The organism is Desulfosporosinus hippei DSM 8344, from assembly GCF_900100785.1.
Classification (GTDB): Bacteria; Bacillota; Desulfitobacteriia; order Desulfitobacteriales; family Desulfitobacteriaceae; genus Desulfosporosinus; species Desulfosporosinus hippei.
Genome location: NZ_FNCP01000003.1, coordinates 149,540 through 174,855, shown reverse-complemented (window position 1 = coordinate 174,855; position 25,316 = coordinate 149,540). Strand labels below are relative to the sequence as shown.

22 protein-coding genes, 1 pseudogene and 1 riboswitch are annotated in these 25,316 nt (G+C 41.7%); of the genes and pseudogenes, 18 read left to right on the top strand and 5 right to left on the bottom strand.

What is annotated here, in order from left to right:
* Positions 1 to 83: 83 nt before the first annotated feature.
* Together BLS16_RS04060 and BLS16_RS04055 are read left to right on the top strand one after the other, a co-directional pair.
* Positions 84 to 1,253, top strand: coding sequence for a hypothetical protein (locus tag BLS16_RS04060; RefSeq protein ID WP_092330259.1), 1,170 nt, complete (start codon positions 84 to 86; stop codon positions 1,251 to 1,253).
* A 672-nt stretch (positions 1,254 to 1,925) separates the two neighbouring features.
* Positions 1,926 to 3,410 (top strand): methyl-accepting chemotaxis protein, encoded by a 1,485-nt coding sequence (locus BLS16_RS04055; RefSeq protein WP_176786059.1) that lies wholly within the window; start codon positions 1,926 to 1,928, stop codon positions 3,408 to 3,410.
* Between the two features lie 269 nt (positions 3,411 to 3,679).
* Here the strand turns inward: BLS16_RS04055 and BLS16_RS04050 are convergent.
* Both BLS16_RS04050 and BLS16_RS24175 read right to left on the bottom strand, forming a co-directional pair.
* Positions 3,680 to 3,890: pseudogene (locus BLS16_RS04050) on the bottom strand (DUF2922 domain-containing protein).
* A gap of 171 nt (positions 3,891 to 4,061) precedes the next feature.
* A complete protein-coding gene (locus tag BLS16_RS24175) occupies positions 4,062 to 4,169 on the bottom strand; it encodes a DUF1659 domain-containing protein (RefSeq protein ID WP_242876182.1) in 108 nt (35 codons plus the stop codon).
* A gap of 358 nt (positions 4,170 to 4,527) precedes the next feature.
* Between BLS16_RS24175 and BLS16_RS24170 the strand changes: the two genes are divergently transcribed.
* The 16 genes from BLS16_RS24170 to BLS16_RS03970 all read left to right on the top strand — a co-directional run bounded on the left by BLS16_RS24170 (position 4,528) and on the right by BLS16_RS03970 (position 21,791).
* Positions 4,528 to 4,611 carry a DUF3102 domain-containing protein gene (locus tag BLS16_RS24170; RefSeq protein WP_242876189.1) on the top strand — a complete coding sequence of 28 codons (84 nt, stop codon included), beginning with the start codon at positions 4,528 to 4,530 and terminating at the stop codon, positions 4,609 to 4,611.
* 3 nt (positions 4,612 to 4,614) lie between these two features.
* On the top strand, positions 4,615 to 4,731 hold the full coding sequence (locus BLS16_RS24165) for a DUF3102 domain-containing protein (RefSeq protein WP_242876181.1): 117 nt from the start codon (positions 4,615 to 4,617) through the stop codon (positions 4,729 to 4,731).
* Between the two features lie 344 nt (positions 4,732 to 5,075).
* Positions 5,076 to 6,665: a PucR family transcriptional regulator gene (locus BLS16_RS04035; RefSeq protein ID WP_092330254.1), complete on the top strand. Its 1,590-nt coding sequence runs from the start codon at positions 5,076 to 5,078 to the stop codon at positions 6,663 to 6,665.
* 154 nt (positions 6,666 to 6,819) lie between these two features.
* On the top strand, positions 6,820 to 7,500 hold the full coding sequence (locus BLS16_RS04030; protein ID WP_092330251.1) for a TorD/DmsD family molecular chaperone: 681 nt from the start codon (positions 6,820 to 6,822) through the stop codon (positions 7,498 to 7,500).
* 11 nt (positions 7,501 to 7,511) lie between these two features.
* Positions 7,512 to 9,707 carry a molybdopterin-dependent oxidoreductase gene (locus BLS16_RS04025; RefSeq protein WP_092330249.1) on the top strand — a complete coding sequence of 732 codons (2,196 nt, stop codon included), beginning with the start codon at positions 7,512 to 7,514 and terminating at the stop codon, positions 9,705 to 9,707.
* A 12-nt stretch (positions 9,708 to 9,719) separates the two neighbouring features.
* Entirely contained in the window at positions 9,720 to 10,286 is a 567-nt protein-coding gene (locus BLS16_RS04020) for a 4Fe-4S dicluster domain-containing protein (RefSeq protein WP_092330246.1), read from the top strand.
* Positions 10,287 to 10,289: 3 nt separating this feature from the next.
* Positions 10,290 to 11,120 carry a dimethyl sulfoxide reductase anchor subunit family protein gene (locus BLS16_RS04015; RefSeq protein ID WP_092330244.1) on the top strand — a complete coding sequence of 277 codons (831 nt, stop codon included), beginning with the start codon at positions 10,290 to 10,292 and terminating at the stop codon, positions 11,118 to 11,120.
* 154 nt (positions 11,121 to 11,274) lie between these two features.
* The gene (locus tag BLS16_RS04010; RefSeq protein WP_092330241.1) at positions 11,275 to 13,359 is read left to right on the top strand and encodes a molybdopterin-dependent oxidoreductase; all 2,085 of its coding nucleotides are present in this window, start codon (positions 11,275 to 11,277) and stop codon (positions 13,357 to 13,359) included.
* Between the two features lie 37 nt (positions 13,360 to 13,396).
* Positions 13,397 to 13,945 (top strand): 4Fe-4S dicluster domain-containing protein, encoded by a 549-nt coding sequence (locus tag BLS16_RS04005; RefSeq protein WP_092330239.1) that lies wholly within the window; start codon positions 13,397 to 13,399, stop codon positions 13,943 to 13,945.
* A gap of 665 nt (positions 13,946 to 14,610) precedes the next feature.
* A complete protein-coding gene (locus BLS16_RS04000; protein ID WP_092330236.1) occupies positions 14,611 to 15,186 on the top strand; it encodes an HMA2 domain-containing protein in 576 nt (191 codons plus the stop codon).
* A complete protein-coding gene (locus tag BLS16_RS03995; protein ID WP_092330233.1) occupies positions 15,183 to 15,557 on the top strand; it encodes an HMA2 domain-containing protein in 375 nt (124 codons plus the stop codon). The genes BLS16_RS04000 and BLS16_RS03995 overlap by 4 nt, the downstream gene beginning before the upstream one ends.
* A 16-nt stretch (positions 15,558 to 15,573) precedes the next feature.
* Positions 15,574 to 17,781, top strand: coding sequence for a heavy metal translocating P-type ATPase (locus tag BLS16_RS03990; RefSeq protein WP_092330231.1), 2,208 nt, complete (start codon positions 15,574 to 15,576; stop codon positions 17,779 to 17,781).
* Between the two features lie 67 nt (positions 17,782 to 17,848).
* Positions 17,849 to 18,628: a hypothetical protein gene (locus BLS16_RS03985; RefSeq protein WP_207649725.1), complete on the top strand. Its 780-nt coding sequence runs from the start codon at positions 17,849 to 17,851 to the stop codon at positions 18,626 to 18,628.
* Positions 18,629 to 18,676: 48 nt separating this feature from the next.
* Positions 18,677 to 18,943, top strand: a complete 267-nt coding sequence (locus BLS16_RS03980) for a hypothetical protein (protein WP_345788509.1) — start codon at positions 18,677 to 18,679, stop codon at positions 18,941 to 18,943.
* 238 nt (positions 18,944 to 19,181) lie between these two features.
* Positions 19,182 to 20,567 carry an ATP-binding protein gene (locus tag BLS16_RS03975; protein WP_092330226.1) on the top strand — a complete coding sequence of 462 codons (1,386 nt, stop codon included), beginning with the start codon at positions 19,182 to 19,184 and terminating at the stop codon, positions 20,565 to 20,567.
* A 336-nt stretch (positions 20,568 to 20,903) separates the two neighbouring features.
* Positions 20,904 to 21,791: a DMT family transporter gene (locus tag BLS16_RS03970; RefSeq protein WP_092330223.1), complete on the top strand. Its 888-nt coding sequence runs from the start codon at positions 20,904 to 20,906 to the stop codon at positions 21,789 to 21,791.
* A gap of 133 nt (positions 21,792 to 21,924) precedes the next feature.
* On the opposite strand, the gene BLS16_RS03965 is transcribed toward BLS16_RS03970, so the two are convergent.
* The 3 genes from BLS16_RS03965 to BLS16_RS03955 are packed head-to-tail and all read right to left on the bottom strand — an operon-like array spanning position 21,925 to position 24,918.
* Positions 21,925 to 22,890, bottom strand: coding sequence for an acyl-CoA dehydratase activase (locus BLS16_RS03965; protein ID WP_092330220.1), 966 nt, complete (start codon positions 22,888 to 22,890; stop codon positions 21,925 to 21,927).
* On the bottom strand, positions 22,887 to 23,954 hold the full coding sequence (locus tag BLS16_RS03960; protein ID WP_092330218.1) for a hypothetical protein: 1,068 nt from the start codon (positions 23,952 to 23,954) through the stop codon (positions 22,887 to 22,889). Before BLS16_RS03960 ends, BLS16_RS03965 begins: the two co-directional genes overlap by 4 nt.
* A complete protein-coding gene (locus BLS16_RS03955) occupies positions 23,941 to 24,918 on the bottom strand; it encodes an acyl-CoA dehydratase activase-related protein (RefSeq protein ID WP_242876180.1) in 978 nt (325 codons plus the stop codon). The genes BLS16_RS03960 and BLS16_RS03955 overlap by 14 nt, the downstream gene beginning before the upstream one ends.
* 198 nt (positions 24,919 to 25,116) lie before the next feature.
* Positions 25,117 to 25,199: riboswitch (cyclic di-GMP riboswitch) on the top strand.
* Positions 25,200 to 25,316: the final 117 nt, after the last annotated feature.

The window sequence follows — 25,316 nt, the reverse complement described above, 5'->3', positions numbered from 1 at the left end:
AATGATAGCATTTTGGTGAAAGTCGCACACCATTTTTCATAACTATTTGTGCCGCCTGCGACAGCGGCGGAATGGGGATTAACATGAAAAAATTATATTTGTCGGCCTTAATAACTTCCATGCTAATTTTTGGGCAACCGTTTACGGCTTTAGCTGACACGGCGGAATTAAAAATCATTAATTTTAAAGATATCAAAGGTATAATCAATGAACAAAATATTGACGTTAAAATCAATCAAAACAATAGACTAAATAGTGAGGTTACCAAGGCATATCTTAAGAGATCAATTAAGGATTTAGAGGATGACCTTGAAGATATTGACAGCCAGAGAGATCAGACTGAGGAGTCCTCAACTCGCGTTTCGCTTGGTACTGAAAAACGTAGTTTACTCGATAACCTAAAGGAATTAGAGAGAAATCTTGCTGATTTGCCTACCTCGATAGCAATAGCAGATCTCGAGGCTTCGATGAGCGATGATACCCAGACGTTAACTGCTGAAAGTAAATTTATTGCTTATAATCAGTTAAAGCTGAGTTCATCTGATATTTCTTTGAGCATAGATACGCTTCAAAAGCAATTAGAAGTCCTGAAATCAAAAGAGCAACTGGGCTTAATACCCTTTACGACTGTCAACGACAATATAAATAAGTTAATTGATTTGCAAAATCAACTGGAAAGTGTTCATTTTCAGATGGATTCATATAAGGGCGATCTAAAAAATCTGTTTAGCTTTGAGAAGTACCCGGAAATAGGAACTGTTCCGATCTTAAATGAAGCATTTACTCCCGAAGATCAAGACTCTGATCTAAAGAAGGCTCTTGAGTCTAGTTATACGATAGCAATTAAAAAATATGAGATTGTGATCTTACAATCTGATCTTGAACAGGCGCAGAAGGATCACGGCCTTTCATCATATCAGTATAAAGAAGCAAATTATAATTTAATGAATGCAAACTTGGAGCTAACCCAGTTAGAGCAAGAGCTGGAGACAACCTATCATTCGATCATTAATGATATCGCCAAAAAGCAAAGCGATCTATGCCTCGCAGAGCAGGACCTAACAGAAGAAAAAGTGGCACTTTCTGAGGCTCAGGTTCGGATGAGCCTCGGTATGATTACACAGTCGGAGATGGATACAGCGAAGAATAATTATCAAGTTCAAGAAAATGCAGTCAAAACAAAGCAGATCGACCTGTTTGAGTCGAAAAACAATTATGATTGGTTCTTAAAAGGAATGCCTTACTCATCATAAGTTTGTTCGGATACCCAAGACTCATTGACGAAATAGTTTTGGGTATTTAGACATTGAAGCTGATGAACAGGATTCTAAGCAAAATGATGCGGATCCGGAACAATAAGAATCTACACTTTCACAACCAAATGATATTGAGGATTTAGACTTTTGCTAATACTATTAATCTTAGGCTGTACAACGATCTTAGAAAGTATGATGACTAGGCGAGGGTTTGGATAAATACGCATCGCCTCCACCAATCAAACCCTCGAATGTGGTGGAGATACATAAAAACGGAAGTCTTGAGGTACATCACAATGTACAGCCTCAGGGCTTTTTTACATTCTAGAATAAAATCAATTTTAAACTGTCCATTATTAATTATATTATGATTAGCATCACCTCACGTAGTTATGCTCTTTGCTTGATTTGGAGACCGCCGGTAGGTGTCAACCTGTCTTAATATTTAACACTAAGGTTGAAGCCAACAGCTTGCTTTCTTCAGCATTTTGGAGAATTACAATTTGGTATATACATTTGAGTTACAATGTCTACTTAAACATAGATCAATTAAAGCTATTGTTTAATTTAAATTTTAATCATATATTTAAGGGCGTTTAGGATGAAACATGGGGTTTTTACTTGAAAAGTGCCATGTGAAATATGTCTCAAAAAGAAGGGGAATTTAACTTGCGTATAACTGCAACGGGGTATGATCTAAAAAGAGTGAGTAAAGTCAATTTAAGTGTTATCTATGGTGCGGCTATTTTAATTTTGCTCGAAAGTCTTATTTATAATGGATTTGACACTTTGTTTTTTACGAATTCAGTAAAAGTTCTTATCGTTCTAGTAATTAGTACATCCGTTTACTTTGTTCATATCAAGGAACAGGTTAAAGGTGGCGTATTTAGTATTGTAATATCATTAATCGCCTTACAAACAAATATCCAAAGTCCCAGTATTGGTAGTTTCATGTTATTGATGCTAGCTTTTTCAATGTCGGCCCTATATTTTGAAAAGGCGCTCGTATTAATCGTTGGAGGAGTCATAGACACAATAATAATTGCAACGTATGTCATGCATCCGTTAGCGTTGACGAATACTACTAGCCCTGCTTCAGGGCTAACAAGGACTCTTGTATATTTCAATGTGTCTGTAATTCTGATATTTTTCCTGACAAAATGGGGAAGAGATCTGGTTGATTCGGTCGTCTCCAAAGAAAAAGAAACTGGGGAACTACTAGATAAGTTGCAGCTTACGATGCATAAGGTTAGTGAAGTATCAACAGTGTTGGATCTTGAATTAAGCAGTTTTAGCAAAAATATTGAAGCAATAAAGCAGTCTAATGACCACATAGTGGTCGCCATGACGGAAGTAGCAGTAGGAGTACAGGAACAAGCTGTAAACATAGAGGATATCAACTACAATATGCTAAATGCCAAAACACTAGTAGCTGAGAATAATAAAATATCTGACATTGTTGCAAAAATTTCCGGTAATATGGTTATCAAAGTTGAGGATAGCTCTAATAAAATTAATCAAATGAATATCCAGATGAAGACGGTGAGTACGTCTGTTCTTACAGCCATGGAAACAGTTGAAGTTCTTAAAGTCAGCATTGATCAAATAAGTCTGTTTTTAGAGGGAATCACGCAAATCGCAAGTCAGACAAATCTGCTAGCCCTAAACGCCAGTATTGAAGCAGCTCGAGCGGGTGAGAACGGCAGGGGCTTTGCAGTTGTTGCTGAAGAAGTTAGAAAGCTTGCAGAGGAAAGTGCAGCGACTGTTGCAAATATTAGCAAGGTAACCCAAGATATTATAGATAAAGTGAATCTTGCAACAACTCAAGTAAAGTCTGGCTTTAGCGCAATTGAATTAGGAAATGATTTAATATCGGATGTGACTCACTTCTTTAATGAGTTGAAGGATTCCTATAATCAGGAAAATCAATTATTGAAAAAGGAGTCTGGAATGGCTCAACAGGTATTGGGAAATTTCGTTAAAATAAATGATCAAGTAGGAAGTATATCAGCGATAGCAGAACAGCATTCAGCCACAAATGAGGAATTCTTGGCTTCGATTCAAGCTCAGAATGTTGACATGTCTAATATGCTTGTTAATGTAAACAATATTAATTGCAAATGGCATGAACTTAAGGGGATGTTATTGAGTTAAAACTCGATGAACTAAGGGTCTGCTAGAATTTGGTTTCTTGTTGGGTTTGGATGAGTGAGCCACGCCTCGATATTCAGAGGAAAGAGGGAACTATTTTTTAAGCATTATCTCTAGAGGATCACCGCTTGGTTTCTGCTCAAATTCGGAATCGATTCCGAATTTGAGCTGCCATGGTCGCAGCAGGGCCGAATCTTTATTTGTAACAGCGGCCCCTGGGCCGCAAAATCAACAGCCATCGTCAGGCGAGGCATTTTCCCCTCTGGTAGGCTTTAATACAGGAGCGGATCATACAAATCGGTTGTTGTTGAATCTGTTATTTTTATATCTTTTTTGCCAATCAATTCACCGCCGGTTGTGAGAAACATATTTTTGGAAATAATCAGTTCCATAGCGGCCTCAACTTCAGTGGCGGTCAGGGCTGTCCGTGGTGCCGGCAGCGCAAGGGTAAATGTGCTTCCCCCTGTTTGTAACAAAGGTCAGCCGAAGGGTCTTCTGCTGCGTATTTGCATACCAATACCCTCTCTCCTCGAATGATTGATTGAATGGGGATCTATTCCTCAGTCAGGTCAAAGCGTTTACTCCGGGTTGCGGATATCAAATCGTATAATGTGGTTGCTATTTCGTAAAAATCCTCATCGGACACGTCCATCTTCAGCCCGGAAAGGCTTTTTTTCGAAATACCGGGGAATCGTCGGCAGTCATACCGATCTGATAACGGACAACCATCTCGGTTTCCAGTCCTGACGAAATGATAGCCATCTATAAATCCCCCTTGTTCTGGATTTTGACTGGCCACGCCTTGGTTATTCCTTTTTATCTTATGCACCTTGTCCGGCAGGGGTTACCCCTGTCTAGGGTGTTTAAAAAATACTGGCAAGACCGTAAAGAGCCTAGGCGCTTTACGGTCTTACCAGTATTTTGTCACAAGTGAGGGCTTGAACACATAAACTATGAGTAAGATTGTTCAAATCCATCTTGTCTTATTCATAAGCTTTTCCTCCGTAAAAGCTTATGAATAAGCAGAGGAGCTCGAAAATCATGACGAAGGAAATAAGCGAGCGGACGCCGCAGATTATCGCGGCCGAAAATTAACAGTATTAAATATCAGACCGACAGAATGCTGCTTTACAGTTCAGTCGAAATCGGAGGGTGCCTGACGGAGGCCAAATCTATGATCAATTCATGGAGAATGGCCAATTAACTCATGCGCCTCTTTGAAGAGTATGGGGCCAAGCTCACCGCCGGACAGGACAGTTCAAATTCGGAATCGATTCCGAATTTGAGCCAAAGAATTCGAAGAGCTGCTGAAGGAACTGACTAAGTAGCCCCGAAGGATCCGGAAGCTCATGAAGAGTATAAGAGAGTGAGGTAAGAGGGCTGAACACAATTTTAATATCCTGCCCAAAGCGGCTATTAAAAAAATTTTCTGTAATTCTAAAAAAAGAAATGTTAAGATAGGCGCACAGTTAACTAAGCGTCAAATTTATAAATGTATTAATGCCAGCAAATCAGGGGAGAGGTAATAATGATATTATCAAATTCAGGAGTGACCTTGTTTTTAGGGATAAAAGCCAACTATTCTAATCAACTATCTAAAATAATTTCTTAATGCTTATGGAAAACAATGTAAAGAAAAAGTTGGACAAGGATGGATAAAAGAACTATATGAGAAAACAATCGTTACCCTACGCACTTACCCTGAACCGTTTTTTAGAATCTGTTGATTTATACCCTGCTGATCCTAATGAATCAGAAGTGAAAGGATGTGAGCAGTGGTCGGTTCAGAGGTTTGAATTTAACGATCACTGCCATATTACCTTGCCATGGATTGGTCATTTTGTTAGCCTCCAACCCGAAGACGGCAACATAAAGCTTATGATTATAGAAAAGGGTTGTGATCCTTCAAAAGATCCAAACAATGGAATTGTTTTACAATGTTCATTAAAAAAACAGATGTCCTGGGAGGCTTTCTGTGAACGCGCAGTGAGCTGGATCGAACGTGAACAGGGGAGAATTCTTGCGGTAAGCGAACAATATTTTCAGGAGTTAGCAAAACAATTGGCCCATGGAAGAAGTTTTGCCATTCTGCATAATCTGCGTGAAATATTGGGGTTTGATCTATTTATCCTCAATAAACAGTTAGAGATCTTAGAATGGGCAGGCGGAAACGAGCTCCCTGAAACCCCCCCACTCTTCATATCTCCCAAGCGGTCTTTGCCAAATTTATGTGTCCCTGCCGGAGAACTTTTTTCAGGCAAATGGGCTGAACCCTTCAACGTCCCTCTCACCTGGTATCCTTTATTAGGGGAGCAAGGGATACTAGGTTACCTGGGCATGGCCACTTCACTAAACTTCCTGGGCAGTATCGAGCGGCTATTTTTAGATAAAACCGCAACCCTCTTACTTCTTGAATTGACCAAAGCCCAGTGCGTCCAGGAAAATGAACGGCATTACCATCGGGATTTCCTTTTTGACTTACTTTATAATAATTTTGATTCTCTGGAGGTCATTATATCCCGCGGTAAATTATGGGGATGGGATTTTTCTAAACCCCACCTAGTTGTGGTAGGGGAGATCCCCGGTTTTGACCCCGACTCACCCCAACAAGAGATTTTCGAGGATATTATGTCAGAAATCATGTCTGCTTTAAGAAGCTACCGCCCTAAAACCATTTGTCTGGAACGTAATGGCCAAGTTGTTATGCTATTCCCCCAAGCAGACATAATTCCGGCAAACTTATGGACTGAAGAAGCTCAAATCCTTCTTCGGCCTGTTTTAAAGTTGCTGGCGGCTTATCCTAAAGAACATCAGCTTTCTTGGGGAATGGGAAATCTATATCCCACGGCTCGGTATATTCATCGGAGCTTCCAGGAAGCACGCTCGGCCTTGGAATTGGGTCAATTGTTTGACTTGAATGAACCCCTTATTGCCTTTCAAGATCTGGGAGTAATGCGCTTGCTCTATAGACTGGATCGGCAGGAATTGGAGGACTTTCGCAATGAGATTCTAGGCCCATTGTTGAAATTCGATAGAGAAAACAATTTAGCCTTAGAAGAAACCCTTTTAGTTTATTTGACTTCCAGTACGGATCTTAATGCTGCCGGGGAAAGGCTTTTCCTCCATCCCAACACACTGCGCTACCGCCTAAAAAAGGCCACGGAGATTTTAGGACGTGATTTATCGGTTCTGGAAAACCAAATGAATCTATTCATCGCTTTAAAAATCGGCAAATTAAAAACCTTGTGGCCGGAATAAAGGTTAATAAAAACTTTTCGCTTTCTTTGGAAGCCTTTCAATCTTAGGGTTGAAAGGCTTTTTGTAGTTTATTGCAAAGGATGGGGAGCATTTTCATTTTTTCTTACAAAGGAAGAAATCAGGGAAAACCGAATTACCAGGGAGGAAGTGATTTATGGTACAAACAAAAGGGGAGGTGTTTTTAATGAGAGAATGTGCCGAACAAAGAACCCTGGAGAAATATCAAGCTAAGATTAACCTATTATTAGCCTTAAGTCGATTTTTCGACCAAGGCGGAGAGCAGCTGCCAAAGACTTTAGAACCGTTAAACAAGGCTGCAGCGGTCTTGGTTCAAAGTGAAGGACCTAAAGAACTGGAATCGGCTGTAAAAATATTAGAGGAATACCTAAACAGTAGTCCGGAAGTATACCAAGCTTTAACCTATGAGTTTAATCGTCTATTCGTAGGTCCGGCGGCCCCGAAAGCCCCTCCCTATGAATCAGTCTATCGTTCGGCAGAAGGTTTAGTCATGCAAGAGCAGACCCTGGCGGTACGAAAAATGTATCTCCGGGAAGGGTTACATTCCCAAGAGCAGGGGCATGAACCTGATGATTTCATAGGTACTGAATTAGAATTCATGGCTTATCTCCTGTCCAGAGCCCTTAGCTCCCAGCAAGAGCAAAATCTATCTGCAGCCCAGTATTATTTGGAGCTTCACCGAGAGTTTTGCTCCAAGCACATGGAGCAATGGGTAGAAGCTTTTGCCCAAGCCATTGGCAGGTCAACTGACTATCCACTATTCACGGCCCTTAGTAAAATCCTCGTAGCCGGAACACAATCAAGCTTTTGTAAGTAAGGAGGCTCATTATGAAATTATCGCGTCGTCAATTTATAGGCGGAACTGCAGCAGCAGCGGCAGGTGCAGCGTTATTCAACTTTAATCTATTAACCAAATCAGTTACAGCAGCGGACGACTCCCTCGAAGAGATGAAAACCTTTCGCAACGTCTGTCCCAGAAACTGCTATGATACCTGCGGACAAATTTCCTATGTGCAAAATGGAATTCTCAAAAAGGTTGAGGGTGACCCTAAGCATGGTTACACCAACGGCAAGCTATGTCTAAAAGGGTATACCTATACTCGGCGGGTTTACAGTCCGGATCGGGTCAAATATCCCATGAAGCAAACCCCCCGGGGTTCAGGCAATTGGACACGCATCAGTTGGGACGAAGCCATGGACACCATCGCTAAAAAGATTCTTGAACTAAAAAGCCGCTATGGCTCAACTCTCCCGATTTGCTTCAACAAATATTCCGGGAATTTTGGCATCGTGCATTATGGAGCAGAGGGCACCATGTCCAGCATCGGTTACACGACGCGCGCCTTGGGCACTCCTTGCTGGCCGGCAGGGATCGATGCCCAAACCTATGATTTTGGAACCCTTTACAGCAATGATCCTGAGGATATGGTCAATGCCAAATATCTTATTTTGTGGGGGCAAAATGCCGCCTGGACAGCAATTCATACCCTTCCCTTTATCAATAAGGCTCGGGAACGCGGTGCCAAACTGGTTGTAATCGATCCGGTTCTCACCTCAACAGCCTCTAAAGCGGATCTGTATATTCAAATAAACTCGAGTACGGATGGTGCTCTGGCCCTGGGAATGGCTCGCTATATTCTCGACAACAACTGGGTTGACTGGGATTATGCTCGAAACAATAGCGTAGGGTTCGATGAATGGGTGGATTATCTGAAGACGAACATTACCCTTGACTGGGCTAGTGAAAAAACCGGTGTTCCCCAAGATATTATCAGGGAAATTGCCCGGGAGTATGCGACAACCAAACCGGCTTCAATGTGGGTGGGTTATGGTATGCAGCGGCATATCAACGGCGGTCAGAACGTACGGATCATCGATGCTTTAGGTGTGATGACAGGGAATGTAGGCAAATCCGGCGGAGGGGTCAATTACGGCCATCTGGAAACCTGGGGCTTTAGCTACAACGCTATGGTTAATCCGGCACCTAAGGGTTCGAAAGGATTTATCGGACCTGACGGCAAAGAGGGCGACCGCAATATTAACATGAATAACTTTGCCCATGATGTGATGGCCCAAAATGATCCCCCGGTCAAAATGCTCTGGCTGGCTTGCCGAAACCCGGGTTCTCAAGATCCGGATACCAATGCTATTGAGAAAATGTTTGCAGCCATGGAATTTGTTGTGACGGTGGATTCCTTCTTTAACAAAACCGTACAAATGTCCGATATTGTTCTCCCGGCGACAACTCATTTTGAAGATTGGGATGTCATGGCCAGTTATTGGCACTATTGGATCGGAATTAATCAGCGGGCTATTGATCCTCTGTATGAGTCCAAAAGCGATGTAGAAATCGCCATGCTGCTTTCGGAAAAAATGAATGCCTTAGAACCCGGTTCCTGTACCTTCCCAACCAGCGGAACTCCGGAAGAATGGGCAGCTAAGGAATTTAATCCGGGCATCCATAGTTTACTCGGAATCAGCGATTATCGGGAATTAATTGAAGGCCCCCGCAAAGCGAAAATGACGCCGGCATCCTGGGCTGACGGTAAATTCCGTACCCCCTCTAAGAAAATCGAGATTCACAGTGATTTAGCTGAGAAGAATGGGTTACCGGCCTTGCCGGTTTGGGTCGAAGACATGAAGGCACCGGAAAAATACCCAATCCGCCTTTTTACACCTCACCCTCAACACGGCCTTCACTCGCAATTTCAAAATCTGGACTGGATGATGACAGCAAATCCTGAACCAAAGGTTGAAATACACCCTGTGCTTGCAGCAAAATACGGAATTTCCGAAGGAGATAAGGTTAAAATCTACAACGATTTGGGCTCGATTATCGTTAAAGCCCATTTAACCAGGACGACATCTCCGGAGGTGATTGTTTCCTACGAGGCCTGGTATAAGGATTCCAATTTCAATGTTAATTACACTTTGAAGGCTACTCCCAGCGACATGGGAAAACAAGCCACCGGTAATAATGGTGTGGCTTTTCATGACAACTTCGTTACGATTGAAAAAGCTTAAGGAGGGATCTAAATGACTAAGCAATTAGGTTTTTTGCATAACTCAGAAAAATGTGTAGGCTGTCAGGGGTGCGAGATGGCCTGCAAAAATGAATATCAAACGGATGCAGCTCCCCGTTGGCGTCAGGTTTTCCAACTTCGTGAAGAAGATTATTCCTTGCCCACCCGGATGTTCTTCTCCATGGCCTGTAATCACTGTGCTAATCCGGAATGTCTGAGAGTTTGTCCGGTCAAAGCCTACACAAAACGGGAGGACGGGATTGTTGTCCATGATCACGATCGATGTATAGGCTGTCGTCTTTGCCTCATGGCTTGCCCCTATGATCGCCCGCAATTTAACCCTGCTCAAAAGAAGGTTGAAAAATGCAATCTGTGCTATCAAAGGATTGATAAAGGAGAGAAACCTGCCTGTGTCGCCGCTTGCATTCCGGAAGCCTTACAATTGGTTGAAATTAATGAGGCCTTGGATCAAAGGATGGGTGTGCTAAAAACCTTACCCGGCCTGCCAAGCCCGGACATTACTCAGCCAGCCATTCGTTTCATCGGACCAAAACAAGGCAAGCAGATTAGGAGGGATTAAGCCATGGGAACTTGGGAATGGCCTTTAATAGTGTTTACAGTACTCAGTCAGATTTCAATAGGTATAATCGTCGGCCTTTTAGGCCTGGATTGCCGCAATCAGCTCAAGGAAAAACTATTCAAGCAAGGTGTCGTGGTCTCCGGAATACTCTTAATGATTGCCTTACTGGCCTCTCTATTCCACTTAGGGCATCCGGAGGCGGCTTATCGGGCAATCACTCATCTCGGCTCCTCCTGGTTAAGCCGGGAAATCCTCTTCTTTATCCTTACCTTTGTCGGCTGGCTCTATCTCTTGTGGCTGTCCTTTCATCCTGCGGGTAAACTTCGGAGTTCTTTGCTGATCACTTCAGTGCTGGGGTTATTAGGCATCATCAGCAGTGCCATGATTTATGTTCTTCCCCGAGTCCCGGCTTGGAATAATGTTGCACCGGTATTTTTCTTCATCCTGACAGCCGGATTATTAGGTGCCCTGGCTCTGGTAATTCTGGGGGGTAAAGAGCTTCAACCCGAGCAAAAAAAGAGTTTGCTGAACTGGGCTTTGGGCTGTATCATTGTAAGTATATTTATGTTTGTTTTGTACGCATCCACAATTAAGGTTAATGCTCAGGGTGCGGCTACTGTCCAGTTCCTCCTCTCAAGCCCGCTGTTCTGGCTCCGGGCCGGGTTAGGTTGGCTAGCCCCCTTGATTCTGCTGCTAATAGGGCTCAAATCCCAAAAAGTATTTACGGCTAGTACACTTTACCTGGTGTTTGCCTTGGTTGGAGTAGGGGAAATTCTCGGACGCGCCCTTTTTTACGTCAGTGCAGTAGGTATCCATATCTCAGCGTTGTTCTAATAAAGACGTTTAAGCTTTTTTCCTAAGTTATCCATAGCCTGGAAAGCTCCTGATCATTTTAGTAAATGGTTCGGAGCTTTCTTCCTCCTGAATTCCCAAAACAGATTATAATAGTGTTAAATAGGAAGACTAGTTAAGGGAAGGAGGTAACCCTATGTATCAGACCCATCGGAATATTTGTCCGCGCAATTGTTACGATACATGCAGCATCCTCAGTACCACGCGAAATGGAATTTTGATTTCCGTTGAAGGGGATCCTCTCCATGAATATACCAAAGGCAAATTATGTGCTAAAGCCTTGGAAGATGTCAAGAAAGTCTACAGCCAGAAACGTATACGTTACCCCATGAAGCAAAGAGGTCGCTTCAGCGGATATTGGGAACGGATTTCTTGGGATGAAGCCCTAAACCTGATCGCAGGCACGATACTCCGGCTCAGGGAGGAGTATGGGAATGCCTTGCCCCTGGCTTTAAATAAATATTCGGGAAATTTTGGGGTTTTGCATAATGCTATGGAAGGCCTCTTTTCCGGTCTTGGTTCAACGACAAGAGCTATAGGATCCCCCTGTTGGTCGGCAGGTGTCGATGCCCAGACCTATGATTTCGGGACGTTTTTTTGCTCAGACCCCGGGGATATGGGGAAATCTCAGCTGATTTGGCTCTGGGGCGTTAATCCCGCTTGGACAGCTGTCCATCAGATGCCTCTTCTTTTAAATGCCATGGACAGGGGAGTAAAAGTGGTTTGTTTTGATACCTACTTTAGTGCGACAGCCGCACGATCCAGCCATTTTATTCAAGTCCGTCCGGGAACGGATGGTCTGTTGGCCCTAGGGTTTTCAAAGGTTATTGTGGAAGAAAATCTTCTTGATCCCGACCTGGCTTCCTATTCCTTAGGGCATGAAGAATTTATACAGTATCTCCGCAGGGATATTGATCTGAATCACTGTGCAGAAATCACTGGAGTTCCGGTTAAAACCATTCGGGAGTTAGCGGTAGATTACGCTAAAACTCATCCCGCCTGTATATGGGCCGGCTTTGGTCTGCAACGCTACACCAACGGAGGACAGAATCTGCGGGCCATTGATGCCCTGGGAGCTTTGGCCGGACATATTGGCGAACCCGGCGGAGGGGTGCAATACGGTCAATTTAAAACTTGGCAGTTTGCAGGCCAGCTCCAGGGCCTTCACCCTAAACAAACCCCAGAGTCAAAAGGGCTGCTGAAGTCCGTCCCTCAGGACAAAGAGAATCGAGAAGATCGCTTATTAAGTATCAATAATTTTGCGGAACAAGCTCTGCAATGCTCAGACCCTCCGGTAAAAATGCTTTGGATTTCCGGCAGAAATCCATTATCCCAGGATGGGAATCTGCATCTTTGGAAGGCCTTAATTCAAAAGCTCGATTATATTGTAATCAGCGATCTTTTTCATTCCATGTCTTCTCAAGCTGCAGACCTTTTTCTTCCCGTTACAACTCATTACGAACATTGGGATCTTCACGCCAGTTATTGGCATTACTGGGTTGGGGTCAATGAGCCAACTATAGCCCCTGTCGGAGAATCCCGCTCAGATCTCCAAATCGCCTGGGCTGTTTCCCATAAACTGAATCAACTGGCCCCGGGGAGTTGTGCCTTTCCGACGGGTGGAGAGGAAAAGGAGACCCTGCTCAAAGAAGTTGGGCCAGACATGTTGGAAATCCTGGGCTTAGAAACCCCGGAAGAAATTCTTAATGGCCCTGTGCGCGCTCGATTTCCTGCCACTGCCTGGGAAAACCGCCGTTTTAAAACCCCTTCCGGCCGTTTTGAATTTGGCTCGGCAAGGGCAGAAGCCTCCGGCCTGCCCGCTTTCCCGGTCTATAGACCGCCTCTTTCACCGTCTGAGGAATTTCCCCTTCGCCTCTTAACCCCCCATCATGCTACGACGATTAATTCTCAAGTCTACTCCTCAGAGACTGAGAAAGAAGACTTCATTTTTCATCTTTCTCCTGAAGTTGCAGAGCGCTATGCCTTGCAGACAGGGGAGAGGGTACTGGTTTGGAATAAGTTTGGGAAACTGGAGGGGATTGTCCAAATTGAGAACAGGCTTCCAAGAGAAGCAGTCATTCTTTATCAGGAACCGGTGAAATCTAACCTTCCCCTTAACAGCCTAATGGGAACGCCTAATACGGACATGGGGAATTTATCCCTGGGAGCACCGGGCTTTGCCCTCAATGAAACCTTTATTAATCTGCGTAAACTCAACTGATTCTCTCTAATATCTTAACTAAATGGGGTGTTCCAGAATGGTTAAACAACTGGGTTTTATCTTGGATACGAACCGTTGTCTCGGTTGTGGTGCTTGCATCAAAGCCTGTCAAATAAATAATCAGTTACCTGCGCCATTGAAATGGCGACAGCTCCGTCAGATTGAAAGAGCAGGCGATAGCCAGATTCAAAGGTTCTTTTTATCAACGGCATGCAATCATTGTGCAAATCCTGAGTGTTTGAGGGTTTGCCCTGGGGGAGCCTACTATAAACGACGGGACGGTATTGTCTTGCATAACCCGGAGAAGTGTACCGGGTGTCAGTCCTGTGTGGGATCCTGCCCTTTTAATGCCCCACAATTAAACCCCTTCACCCAAAAAGCGGGCAAATGCCAGCTCTGCTATGACCGCCTTGACCAAGGCAAATCTCCTCACTGTGTTCAAGCCTGCCTAACCGGTGCCTTACAATTACATGAAATACGGCAGACGGAAAATAATCAACTTCTGCGTCTTACAGCACAGACCCCGAGTCTTCGTCTTACACGGCCCTCAGTCTTTTATAAACCGCCCAGGCCGACTGAATTATAAAAAGTCCTTGTTTTTTGTAACTTATTACAAAAAAACAAGGACTTTTTTGTTCGTTTTTACAAATGAACTAAGATTTAAAATGTCTGATCCGATGTTGATTGTTCAATATAATGATACAAAACAATCTGCATTAATGCAACTGCTTCATGCTTATTATTAAAAATCGCAGTGATTATAGTGAAGTTGCCTTAGTCGTGTCTTGTATTGACAAAAGTTCATGGTTCAAATACAATACATGATAATGGTTTTCAACGAGAGAAAGCCAATAAATACAAATATTCTTGCATAGTATCGGCAAAAAAGCTGTCCTGAAAGCAATGCTGTAAAGGTTTAAAAATAAGATAATCCACAATTTTTAGGATTGACAAGGGTTGCAACAGAAGGTGTAAGCTACCTAAAAGTAGGTGTACTAAGAGTATTATATAGTTATACTGATAAACAGTATGACTAAATTTTTAATGATAATTGATAATGAATATCGATGAACAACCAGCAATAATTCTGATAATAATTATCATTGTAAATTATCCTGACAAGCTAAAGGTTCTAATATAATATAGCGATAAAATCGGTTTTAGTTCGACACGAATCTACTTCATATGGGGAATTACAACATACAGAATTTGAAAAGAGGAGGAATCAATACCTAGTATTGAAAGCGTAACATGAATAAATATCGAATTCTAAGCGGTATGCTTTTTGGCCTTTTTTACACAAGGGGTTTTAGTCAAGAGAAAAAGGGAACTCATTTCCCAGGATTTCGTGGAACGATAGAAATAAAGCATTCTATTCCTGGGCGCATTCGATTTTTTGTTCCTGCCTTCGTTAATTCTTCAACCGGAAAAGAGTTTCTCGAAGATAAAATGTGCACAATTGAGGGCATAAAAAAAGTAGAAGCCAATACCTTAACGGGTTCAATATTAGTAATCTATGAGACAGAGAAAATAGATGAACTCCTAATTGTTGGGATAGTCATAAAGCTTCTGGGGTTAGAGGACAAAATACAAAGCCCGGAAATCTCCATAATTAGGCAAGAAATTAAGAAATGGAATGAAGCCCTAAGTTATTCGCTCTCCGAAAAGACAAAAGGGCTGTTAGATATGAAAACCGCCCTTTCTCTGATGTTCTTATTTTATGGAGTGAAGGGGTTAGCTTTTTCTACAGAAGCAGCTAAGTCAAATCCTTACAGCTTATTGTATTGGGCTTACAGATCCCTGGTGTTAGAGGGTGATTCGAGATGATTCTGATAGAAAACCTATATGACTATCTGATTAAGATCCATGTAGTACACAGCCTTCCAGGCAGACTGAGATTAGCCATACCTTCAATCAGGGAGATCCCTAAAGCTTGGCAAGTAGACACCTTCTCAGTCGTTGAATTAATCGAAGCAATTCCGGGAGTAAACGAAGCCACCTACAGTTACGTTTCAGGCAGCGCAGTGATTTTATATGATGCCAATATAATTAATGAAAAGAAAATCATTAAACACCTAAAAACTATGATCAGGATAGTAGGCGCGCACAGAAACCAACTGGAAAAGACGAAAGTAGACCAATTAGGAATCACAGTTGAGAAAATGAAAGAAGTTATTAAGCGAGAGATGTGCTTGTAAAGGAGGATGGTAGGGAGTGCCGGTAAAAAAAGAACTGCCTTTGTTAAAATGTGAAATAATTCATAGCATTGCCGGAAGAGTGCGGATAAGATGCAGGACCTTAAAATATCTTCGACAACAAGCCATTGATCTGGAAAAGAACTTAAATAACATAGCAATTATCAATAAAGCAACGGTAAATACCGTTACTGGAAATGTTTTGGTTATTTTTGATTCCGAAATGGCGGATGGGGAAGAAATTCTGGAAACGGTTGAAACGGTTATCTATACATATTCATTAGTAGCCCATAAAAATGAACGGGCAGAAAAAAATGATGTTCCGGTCAATGAAAGAAGACTACAGGAAGAGTCCTATCAGGATATTCTGGCTCGAATTGCCGTAACCGGGGCAGGATTTTTGGTTGCTAATTTTTCTAAAGGCTTTGAGCTTGTTCCCCAGAAGGGTCTTTTGTCCAGGTTTACGACTATTCCGGCCCTTCTTAGTTTAGGGTTATCAAAGTCTATTTTTAAAAGTGGTATGAAGTCCGTGTTAGTTAGGAAGAGGCCGAATGCTGATACCCTGACAATGGCTTCGATTATCACTTCCTTACTTTCGGGCAGCGGGGTTTCTGCCTTAACCACTATCTTACTATCGGATATTGCCGAACTCATTACAGCTTATACCATGAACAGAACGAGAAATGCCATAAAAGATATGATTGAGGTAGGAGAAACTGTTGTTTGGAAAAAGTTAGAGGATGATACAATAGTGCAGATTCCCCTGTCGGAAATCCAAGTTGCCGATTTAGTCATGGGGCATACCGGAAATAAAATTAGCGTGGACGGAATCATTGTCGATGGCGAAGCAGTTATAGACCAAGCAGCTATCACCGGCGAATTTATGCCGGTGGTAAGGAAAAAAGGAGAGCGCGTCTTTGCAGGAACTGTGATTCAATCCGGAAATGTAACAGTAAAGGCAGAAAAAGTAGGGGACGATACTGCTGTTTCCCGGATTGTGAGCATGGTGGAAGATGCCGGCAATAATAAAGCACAAATCCAAGTTTATGCAGATAAATTTTCTGCTCAGTTAATCCCCTTGAATTTTGCCCTTGCCGGGATTGTTTATCTCACCACGAAAAGTCCTGTCCGAGCCTTAAATATGCTGATAATTGATTATTCTTGCGGAGTAAGGCTTTCTACAGCTACAGCCTTATCTGCCGCTATTCACACCGCAGCCAAAAACGGAATCTTATTAAAAGGCGGAAATTTAATCGAAGCAATGGCCGAAGCAGACACCTTAATTTTAGATAAAACAGGCACAGTAACTGAAGGAAAGCCAAGAATCACAAGCATTGTCACTAAGAAAAATGTAACGGGAGAGGAAGTTATAAAGCTTGCGGCAGCGGCAGAAGAAACTTCGACTCATCCTTTGGCCTTTGCAATTTTATCAAAAATGCGCAGATCCGGGTGGACTATACCGGAACACTCTGAAACCATCGTTCATGTGGCTAGAGGGGTAGAAACTAAGGTGGGCAATAAGACGGTCAGAGTGGGCAACAGAAAGTTCATTGAAGAAAATCAGATAGATATTTCTGACCTGGAAAAAGAAATTACTCACTTGATAGACCGGGGCGAAAATGTGATTTTTGTCTCTCAGGAAGAAGTGCTCATAGGGGTTTTAGGTGTCCAAGATACCTTGAGAGAGAATATGAAAAAAGCAATCAATCGTCTGAGGTATTTAGGGTTTGATGAGTTAAAATTACTGACTGGAGATCTGGCAAATGCCGCCAAGGTTGTAGCCCATAGCATGGCTATGGATGGCTTTGAATCGGAACTGCTTCCGGAAGATAAAGCCAAGTATGTTCTTCAGGCTCAGTCCAAGGGATCCCGAGTCATTATGGTGGGGGACGGAATCAACGATGCCCCGGCCCTAGCCTATGCAGATGTTGGGGTAGCTATCGGCAATACCAGAACAGATATAGCCATAGAAGCAGCAGATGTTACCATTGCCAGTGACGACCCTTTGTTAATACCCAGCATGGTAAATATGTCCCGAAAAACCATGTCTATTGTAAAACAGAACTTTGCAGTGACTATAGGAATCAATACAGTTGGACTTATGCTGGGCGCTATCGGCATTCTGCCGGTAGTTTGGGGATCGGTGCTTCATAATAGCACAACAATACTAGTTGTCTGCAACTCGGCCAGGTTATTGTTTCATAACTTTGAAAGAAATGTGAGTTGAGAATATGAGTTATCCAGCGATAAACATAATCCACCAATTGCCTGGCAGAGTCCGCATTTCCTTATCTATGCCTCCGAGAAGAATTGATAAACTAGAAAAAGAAGTCCTGGGACATGCCGGAATTCATTGCGTTAAATTCAGTCCCATCACCAGGTCAGTCTTGATCTATTACAATCCCATTGAAATAGAGTTGTCGGAGATTATCATAAGGATTGGGACAGCTTTATCAATTGAGTATAATATGTGCTCAGTTTACGTGGAGAATAAGAAGAAGTACGTTGGAGTAAACGTCATTGACAATTATGCTCTGGGGGCCTTAATTGCTGCTTGGCTTGGACGCTCAGGGCTTCTCCCTTTCAACAACATTACAAATTTACTGGAGTGGAACGCCGGGGTAAGCACCTTAGCAGCTGTTGTAAATCATGGCATTTCTGAAGTGAAATTCTCAGGCTCCCCTGATCCGGAAGTTGTTACTGCCGTATATTTACTAAATTCAATTCTGAAAAAGGAATTTTTAGTTTCTTCTACGATCACATGGATTTCCACTTTTGTCAGACATTTGACAGGAGAAGAATTTGATCGAATAAGCATCCAAGCCTTTCAAGCCTACAGTCAGGAAGAAAACCGAACTTATTATGATGTTGCGGTAAAATCAGAAGAAAATCTTTATCATAAAAGCATTATTAAAATATTTGGCAATCTAATGAGGAAATACGTAGGGTTTAGAGGAAGCATGAAAGAACCTTCTTTATTAAATCAAATGAAGAGAGTCTCTAATAAACATGGAGATGCTTTAGAAGGATTAAAGAGTAAGAATGATATAATCTTTTTAAGATTAGAATGCTAATTTTAAAAAATTATAATAAGTAAAGAGAAAGTTAGGAGGAAAAGAAGAATGATGATTGTATCTAGGGACCATATAACAGGCTTCGCAGTGGGGGTAGGGGTTTCCGCATTAGCCTATTATCTCTACAAGAAAAATGAAGACAAGGTGGATCAATTGTTGAGAGATCGAGGAATTGAAATCCCTGTATCTGCCAAGAAGGATTTTAATTCCATGACTCTGGAAGAATTAGTTGGACAGAAGGAACATATCGAAGATTTGATTGCCGAGAAGGAAATGATTAATAATCAACTTTCTGTTGCAGCTCCAACTGAATAAACAAAGCAAATAAAAAGATATCATGGAAAATCTGTGATATCTTTTTATTTGCTTTCTGGCAAGTATACATATGTTTCAAGTTTAATCGCAATTTCTGGACAGCCCTTTCCTATGCGACCGATTAGATCATGAACGATGTTGTCATGTAGAAAAAGAAAGAAGAGGGGAAAAAAGAGGATAAACATTAATAGAATTGAATATTATTTGTTGTGAGAGATAGAGGTAGGAGATGTACTACATGAGCTTATTAAAATCACAACAGATAACGGAAGACCATGAAAACGCCATTGAAAGGATAATCACCTATCAAAATTTTAATCTAACCCGAAAATTTTCAATTGTGTTGTTCTTATTAAGCTTAGTTTTACTTTTTATTGATTATCTAAACGGAACCAGGGGTCTTTGGACTATTAATAATAGTTATTATTATCTATTCCTTTCTCATGTCAGTTTGGGGTGGGTGTCAATTCTATGCATCTTAGCTTCCTATAAGATAATGGTTCAAACCGCTAATGAGATAACTTTAGCTCACAAATTTTACGTCGTGTTTTATTCTTTTTTTATCCTATTCGAAACAACAGTGGTCTCTGGTATCGATCAAAAGATCCATGGGCAAGTTACAGTTTACATAATCGGCTGCCTTATTGTAGCCGTAATCTCCAATTATAACCTAAAGGTCAAAGCGTTTTTGTATGGTTCATCTTTTGCTACGTTAACGATTTTCCTAACTATTAATCAAGAGAATCCGGACATTCGTCAGGGAAACTATATAAACACTTTTTCAGTAGTTTTAATATCATATTTTATATCTTTTTTGCTTTTTAAGCTTAAGCATCAGGATCTGCGGCATAAGTATTATCTTGAGGATTTAGTTAAAGAGCGAACTAAAGAATTGCAAGCAGTTAATGAATTACTTACACAGGAAATCTTAGACCGCAAACGAGCTGAGATGGAGATGGTCAAACTTGATAGATTAAATTTGATCGGTGAAATGGCAGCTAGTATTAGTCATGAGGTTCGAAATCCAATGACAACAGTAAAAGGCTTTTTGCAATTGCTTAAGAAAAAACAGGAGTCAAAGGATAAGGAATACTTTGACCTTATGATAGAAGAACTAGATCGAGCAAATTCAATTCTCTCGGAGTTTCTTTCAATCAGTAGAAACAAACCAACTATGTTGGAATGGCATAATATTAACGATATAATCACATCTACATTGCCGCTGATCCAAGCAGATGCCAATACCAACGATAAATTACTAACTACTGAGCTAAATACTGTTGCGGATTTGCAACTTAATATTGGGGAAATTCGTCAGTTGTTATTAAATCTTGTTCGAAATGGATTTGAAGCAATGTCAAAAGGCGGACATTTACTAATAAAAACTTTCACTACTAAAAGTGAAGTAGCCCTGGTCGTAAGGGATGAAGGTAATGGAATTGATCAGAGTACACTTGAGAAGTTAGGCACACCATTCTATACGACGAAAGAGCAAGGGACTGGTTTAGGGTTGGCTGTGTGTTACGGTATAGTTGCACGTCACAACGGCAGGATAAGTGTTGAAACTGGCCCTGCAGGTACCAGTTTTTACGTATACTTCAAGTTAAGGAGTAAGGAAGCTTAAATGACGGAATTCTTATTTTTAGAGCTTTGGTGAGGTGAGTAGAGGTTTTGCTTAAGGGGGTCAGGCGCATTTGTAAGTATACATAAGTTTAAAGTCTAAGCATAGATTTTTGACAGCCCTGTTTATAGCTCAGGGCTGTCTTTATTTATGTGGATTAAACTTTTTTGCCAAACTGTATGCTCTCTTCTGCTAACACTGCTTAGCAAAGAGGTATCTAGAAATTTCATGATTAGGAAAAGAGAATTTTCCCGAGAAGTATTTCTAGGCTACACAACAGAAGCAGGGCGTGTTAGATTAATACAATAGGAGAAAAAGTGCGAAAGGAAAGCAGAATAAATGACGAAAGCATACGTGAAATATATATTGTCGCTGCTTATTTTTGGTTCAAATGGCATAGTGGCCAGTTATATTTTGCTCAGCAGTTCGGAAATAGTCTTATCAAGAACCATTATAGGCAGCCTGTTCTTAGGCCTTGCTTTTATAGCCGGAGGGAAAAGGCCACATTTTGAGCAAATTAAAAAGCAATGGCTTTATTTACTGGGTTCCGGATTTTCAATGGGGCTAAGTTGGATGTTTTTATTTGAGGCTTATCGGCTAACCAGTGTCAGTACCGCAACTCTGGCCTATTATTGTGGACCGGTGATTGTAATAGCAGCTGCGCCTTACACATTCCAGGAAAAGATGACGGTAAGCAAAATGATTGGGGTTATCATGGTTGCTTTGGGTATGGTGTTCGTCAACGGTTCAGATTTTTTAACAGGGGGAATGTCTTGGGGACTTATGTGCGGAATCATTTCTGCATTGCTTTATGCTGGAATGATAATTACCAATAAAAAAGTGAAAGAACTTGACGGACTGGAAATTACCCTCGTTCAACTTATTACTGCCTGTACTGTAGTAGCTCTATACACTTTTTTCATGCATGAAGGTACAATTTCTATAACCCGTTCAAGTATTATTCCCATTTTAATTCTTGGGATGGTTAATACCGGGATCGGCTGTTATTTGTATTTTTCCTCTATTCATGAGCTCCCAGCCCAGTCAGTGGCTATATGCAGTTATATCGACCCTTTATCCGCACTGGTATTCTCAGCAATTATTCTTAACGAACATCTGAGTATGGTTCAAATCCTTGGTGCGATTTTGATTTTAGGTGGTGCCGCATTTGGAGAGTCCTATCATTTCCGTGGACGGAGTACGTTAAGTGTGTCGTCGAAAGGATAGAAAAGTAGAGATACGTACCCTACGATACAAAACTAAAGCCTTGAGGGACATAAAGATGTGCTCCTCAAGGCTTTTGGCATTCGAACAAAATCCCTAAAAACTCAGACATTTAAAGCCAAATTGCTAAATGAATTTAATCATGGGGCTGGGATTTAGTGATCGCTCCGTTTTCACATTTATTACCCCAGGCATCAATAATTTTATTTTCTTTATAAATGCAGATAATTTCACAGTTGTTAGAACATTTTTTGCAGTCATACCCAACTGTTTTAAATTCAATATCAGTGATGTCAAAGAAGAAATCCTTTTCAACTCTTGATTTTTTTGCTAGCAGCGCTACTCCAAGGGCGCCAGTCAGATGACTATTAGGATCCACTGTGACCTGCATCCCCAGTAATTCCTCAAAGGCTTTTATAACACCGATGTTCTTGCTTACACCACCTTGGAAAACAACAGGCGAAATGATCTTCTTGCCCTTACCCACGTTATTAAGATAGTTGGCAACGACGGCCTGGCATAAGCCTGCAACAATATCTTCTTTCTTATGACCAATTTGGGCCTTGTGCACGAGATCAGATTCTGCAAAAACAGTGCAGCGGGCAGCAATAGGTGTTGGTTTTGTAGACTGCAGGGCAATTTTTCCGAAATCCTCAATATTGATGTGCAGGCGCTGTGCCTGGCTGGAGAGGAATGCGCCGGTTCCGGCAGCGCAAAGAGTATTCATCGCATAATCGATAACGATACCGTTTTCGATTAGTATTATTTTTGAATCCTGACCGCCTATTTCGATAATCGTGCGGACGTCAGGATGAACAGACATTGCGCCGATGGCGTGGGCGGTTATCTCGTTTTTGACGACAGTAGCGCCCGTCATTGCTCCTATCAGTTTGCGGGCACTGCCTGTAGTTCCGACGGCGACAATTCTTTGCTGACTGTCGGCAAGTTGGAGTTTTAGAGCGGACAATAGCCGTTTGACAGCTTTCAGAGGGTCGCCCTCTGTCCACAGATACTCACTTGCCTTAATATTATTATTTTCATCGATAATCACCCCTTTAGTAGAAATTGAGCCAATATCAATTCCTAAATATGCCTTGCTCATTTCTTTGTTTCCTTTCTCATGATGATCATGTCATAAAAAGCTTCAAGACGAGTATTGACCCCTGTCTCACTGGTTTGAGTGTCAAAGGTAAAATAGAGAATCGGAATTTTATAATCTTTGCTGATATTCTGGAGAATCGGCATCGCATCGATTTCCGGAGTACAGCCGAAGGACTTGACATGAATGATGCCATCATAACCCTTTCTGGCAAACTCTAAAGCGCGGTCTATGGTTGCCATGCTGGTAGCCACCCAAGGATATTCGGCATAATCTTTTATCTGCTTTTGTATTTGTTTTTTTGGATAATGGATCAGAGTGTTTGTTACGTTCATCCATCTGTCAACGACAATACCCATTCGGGCCAGTTCTTTCTCGAGATAATGATTGCTAAAAGGCTCCATTATGGTGTAGTATTCTCCGACGATTCCTACTTTAAGAGGATCTGTAGGCTTGTTTATTTCAATTCCTTTGAACAGCTTCATATAGTCCCGGTAAGTGCTCTTAAGCTCTTTCTTGTTACGGACAGTGCGCAGATCCCCCAGAAAGGCAGCGTGAACTTTCTCAAAAGCTCCCTTGCTACTTTCAAAACCAATGTTCTTGCGAATAAAGTTTTCCGCCTCGTCGATGTATTCAAACATCTTCAACACAACAGGCAGAATCCTCCCTATTTTTTGCAAAGACATCTGGGGATTTATCTCTTTTAAGCCATTGTAAAAGGTAAGAGGGTTGGTGTCTTGAACCTTGGACATGTTTACGAAATGAACTCTATAGCCCAAATCCTGAAGAATTTGCTCATGAAGTTCTCCGTAATATTGTAACCGGCATACTCCGCCGGTTTGGACAAGGGTGTTTGCGCCTGCCTCAATCGTCTCGATAAAGTTTCCCAGATGGTATTTAAAAGGTGCACAAACGTAGTCAGGGCTGTAACGGCTTCCTAAGGCTAAGGTTTTTTTGGTGATAGGCGGAGGAACAATATACTTGACATCAAATCCTTCAGTGAATAAGAGCTCTAGAGGAGTGCAATAATTTCCTAGCTGAGGGTAGCTGGCCTTAATTTCTTCCATGGCATTCATCCTTTTTAAACCGGATAATATCGATAAAACTTTCCAAACGGGTCTCCATTCCGGTGTTTCCCTCTTGTCCGTCAATCATGAGATTAAGAATAGGTTTATCCTTGACTCGTCGGATAAGGATCTCGTTAACTAGGGAGTCCGGTCCACAAGGAAAGGCACTCATAAGGATAATACCGTCGACAAGGTCTTTATAAATGGGTATGGAGCCGACAAGCTCCCTATTAAAGACCCAGGGCAATGTCTCGCTGATCTGGGTATAATTAGCTAAGGTCTCTTTTTGGGGAGCGATATCGCCAATAATCGGAACAGTCCCTTGCTCTCGCAGAATGTTGAGGATAGGTTCGCCGATATATTTGTCCCAAATATTATAGCGGTGAGCTATCACTAAAATCTTCAGCTTACTTTCGTGGAGTAGACGCTCTTGTTCAGTTATCTCTAGCAAATGCGCCCTTTTTTCTGCCTGTTTGGCTTTCAGGTAGGCATATAGACTTTGAGACTTCTTTTTGTCCAGGATTTTGCCCAATTTAAGAAAGGCGGCCATTTCAACATGAGTAACCTTCGGATTAATGCTATAAGATAATAAATTTATAGATCTGTCTCTGAAAGTGTTGGCTACTAAATCATAAATCGCCAGAAACTTGGGACATACCGTGCCATTTCTACTATAATCTGAAAAGCGGGGAATGAGAATATAGTCACATTTATCCAACAACCATTCCACATGCCCCAGGTAGATCTTAGAAGATAAGCAGGATTCATCAATAGAGTAGGCTGAACCTTTGCGAAGAATTTCTTTGTTTGTATCCGGACTAACGATATAATCGATGCCTAATTCATTAAAAAAACTTTTCCAGAGGTGCTTGTATTTGTGATATAGAAGTGCTCTGGGTATGCCAATTATCATAGTATTTGCCAGCCCTTCTAATGGGAGATTAGACCTGAGGATGTCATTCATTTATATACTAAGGTATGTACTATGGCCTATTTTGGGGACTAAACTTAGCCGTACCGGCTGGAAGCTATAGTATCGCAATCAAAAAAATTCTAAATAAAATTATTGTAACAATATGTAGATATATGTTATATTTAATTGCGATTTATCATATTAGGTCACTTGGATAGTCTCAATAATGGATGTGAATAATTTTATATTCTGCGATAAGAGCAAACCCAGTGAAAACTGGGGACGCAAAGCCACGGGTCTTCATTAATGTATAAGATAGCCGGGTTACCGAACAAAATCTGTCGCCGATCGTTTGAATTCGGCGGCTTTTTTTATTGGGGGGACTAGTTTAGGCAGTAAATAAGCTTGAAGGAATCTTGTTTTTTAAATACCCAAAACTCTAGGAAGGG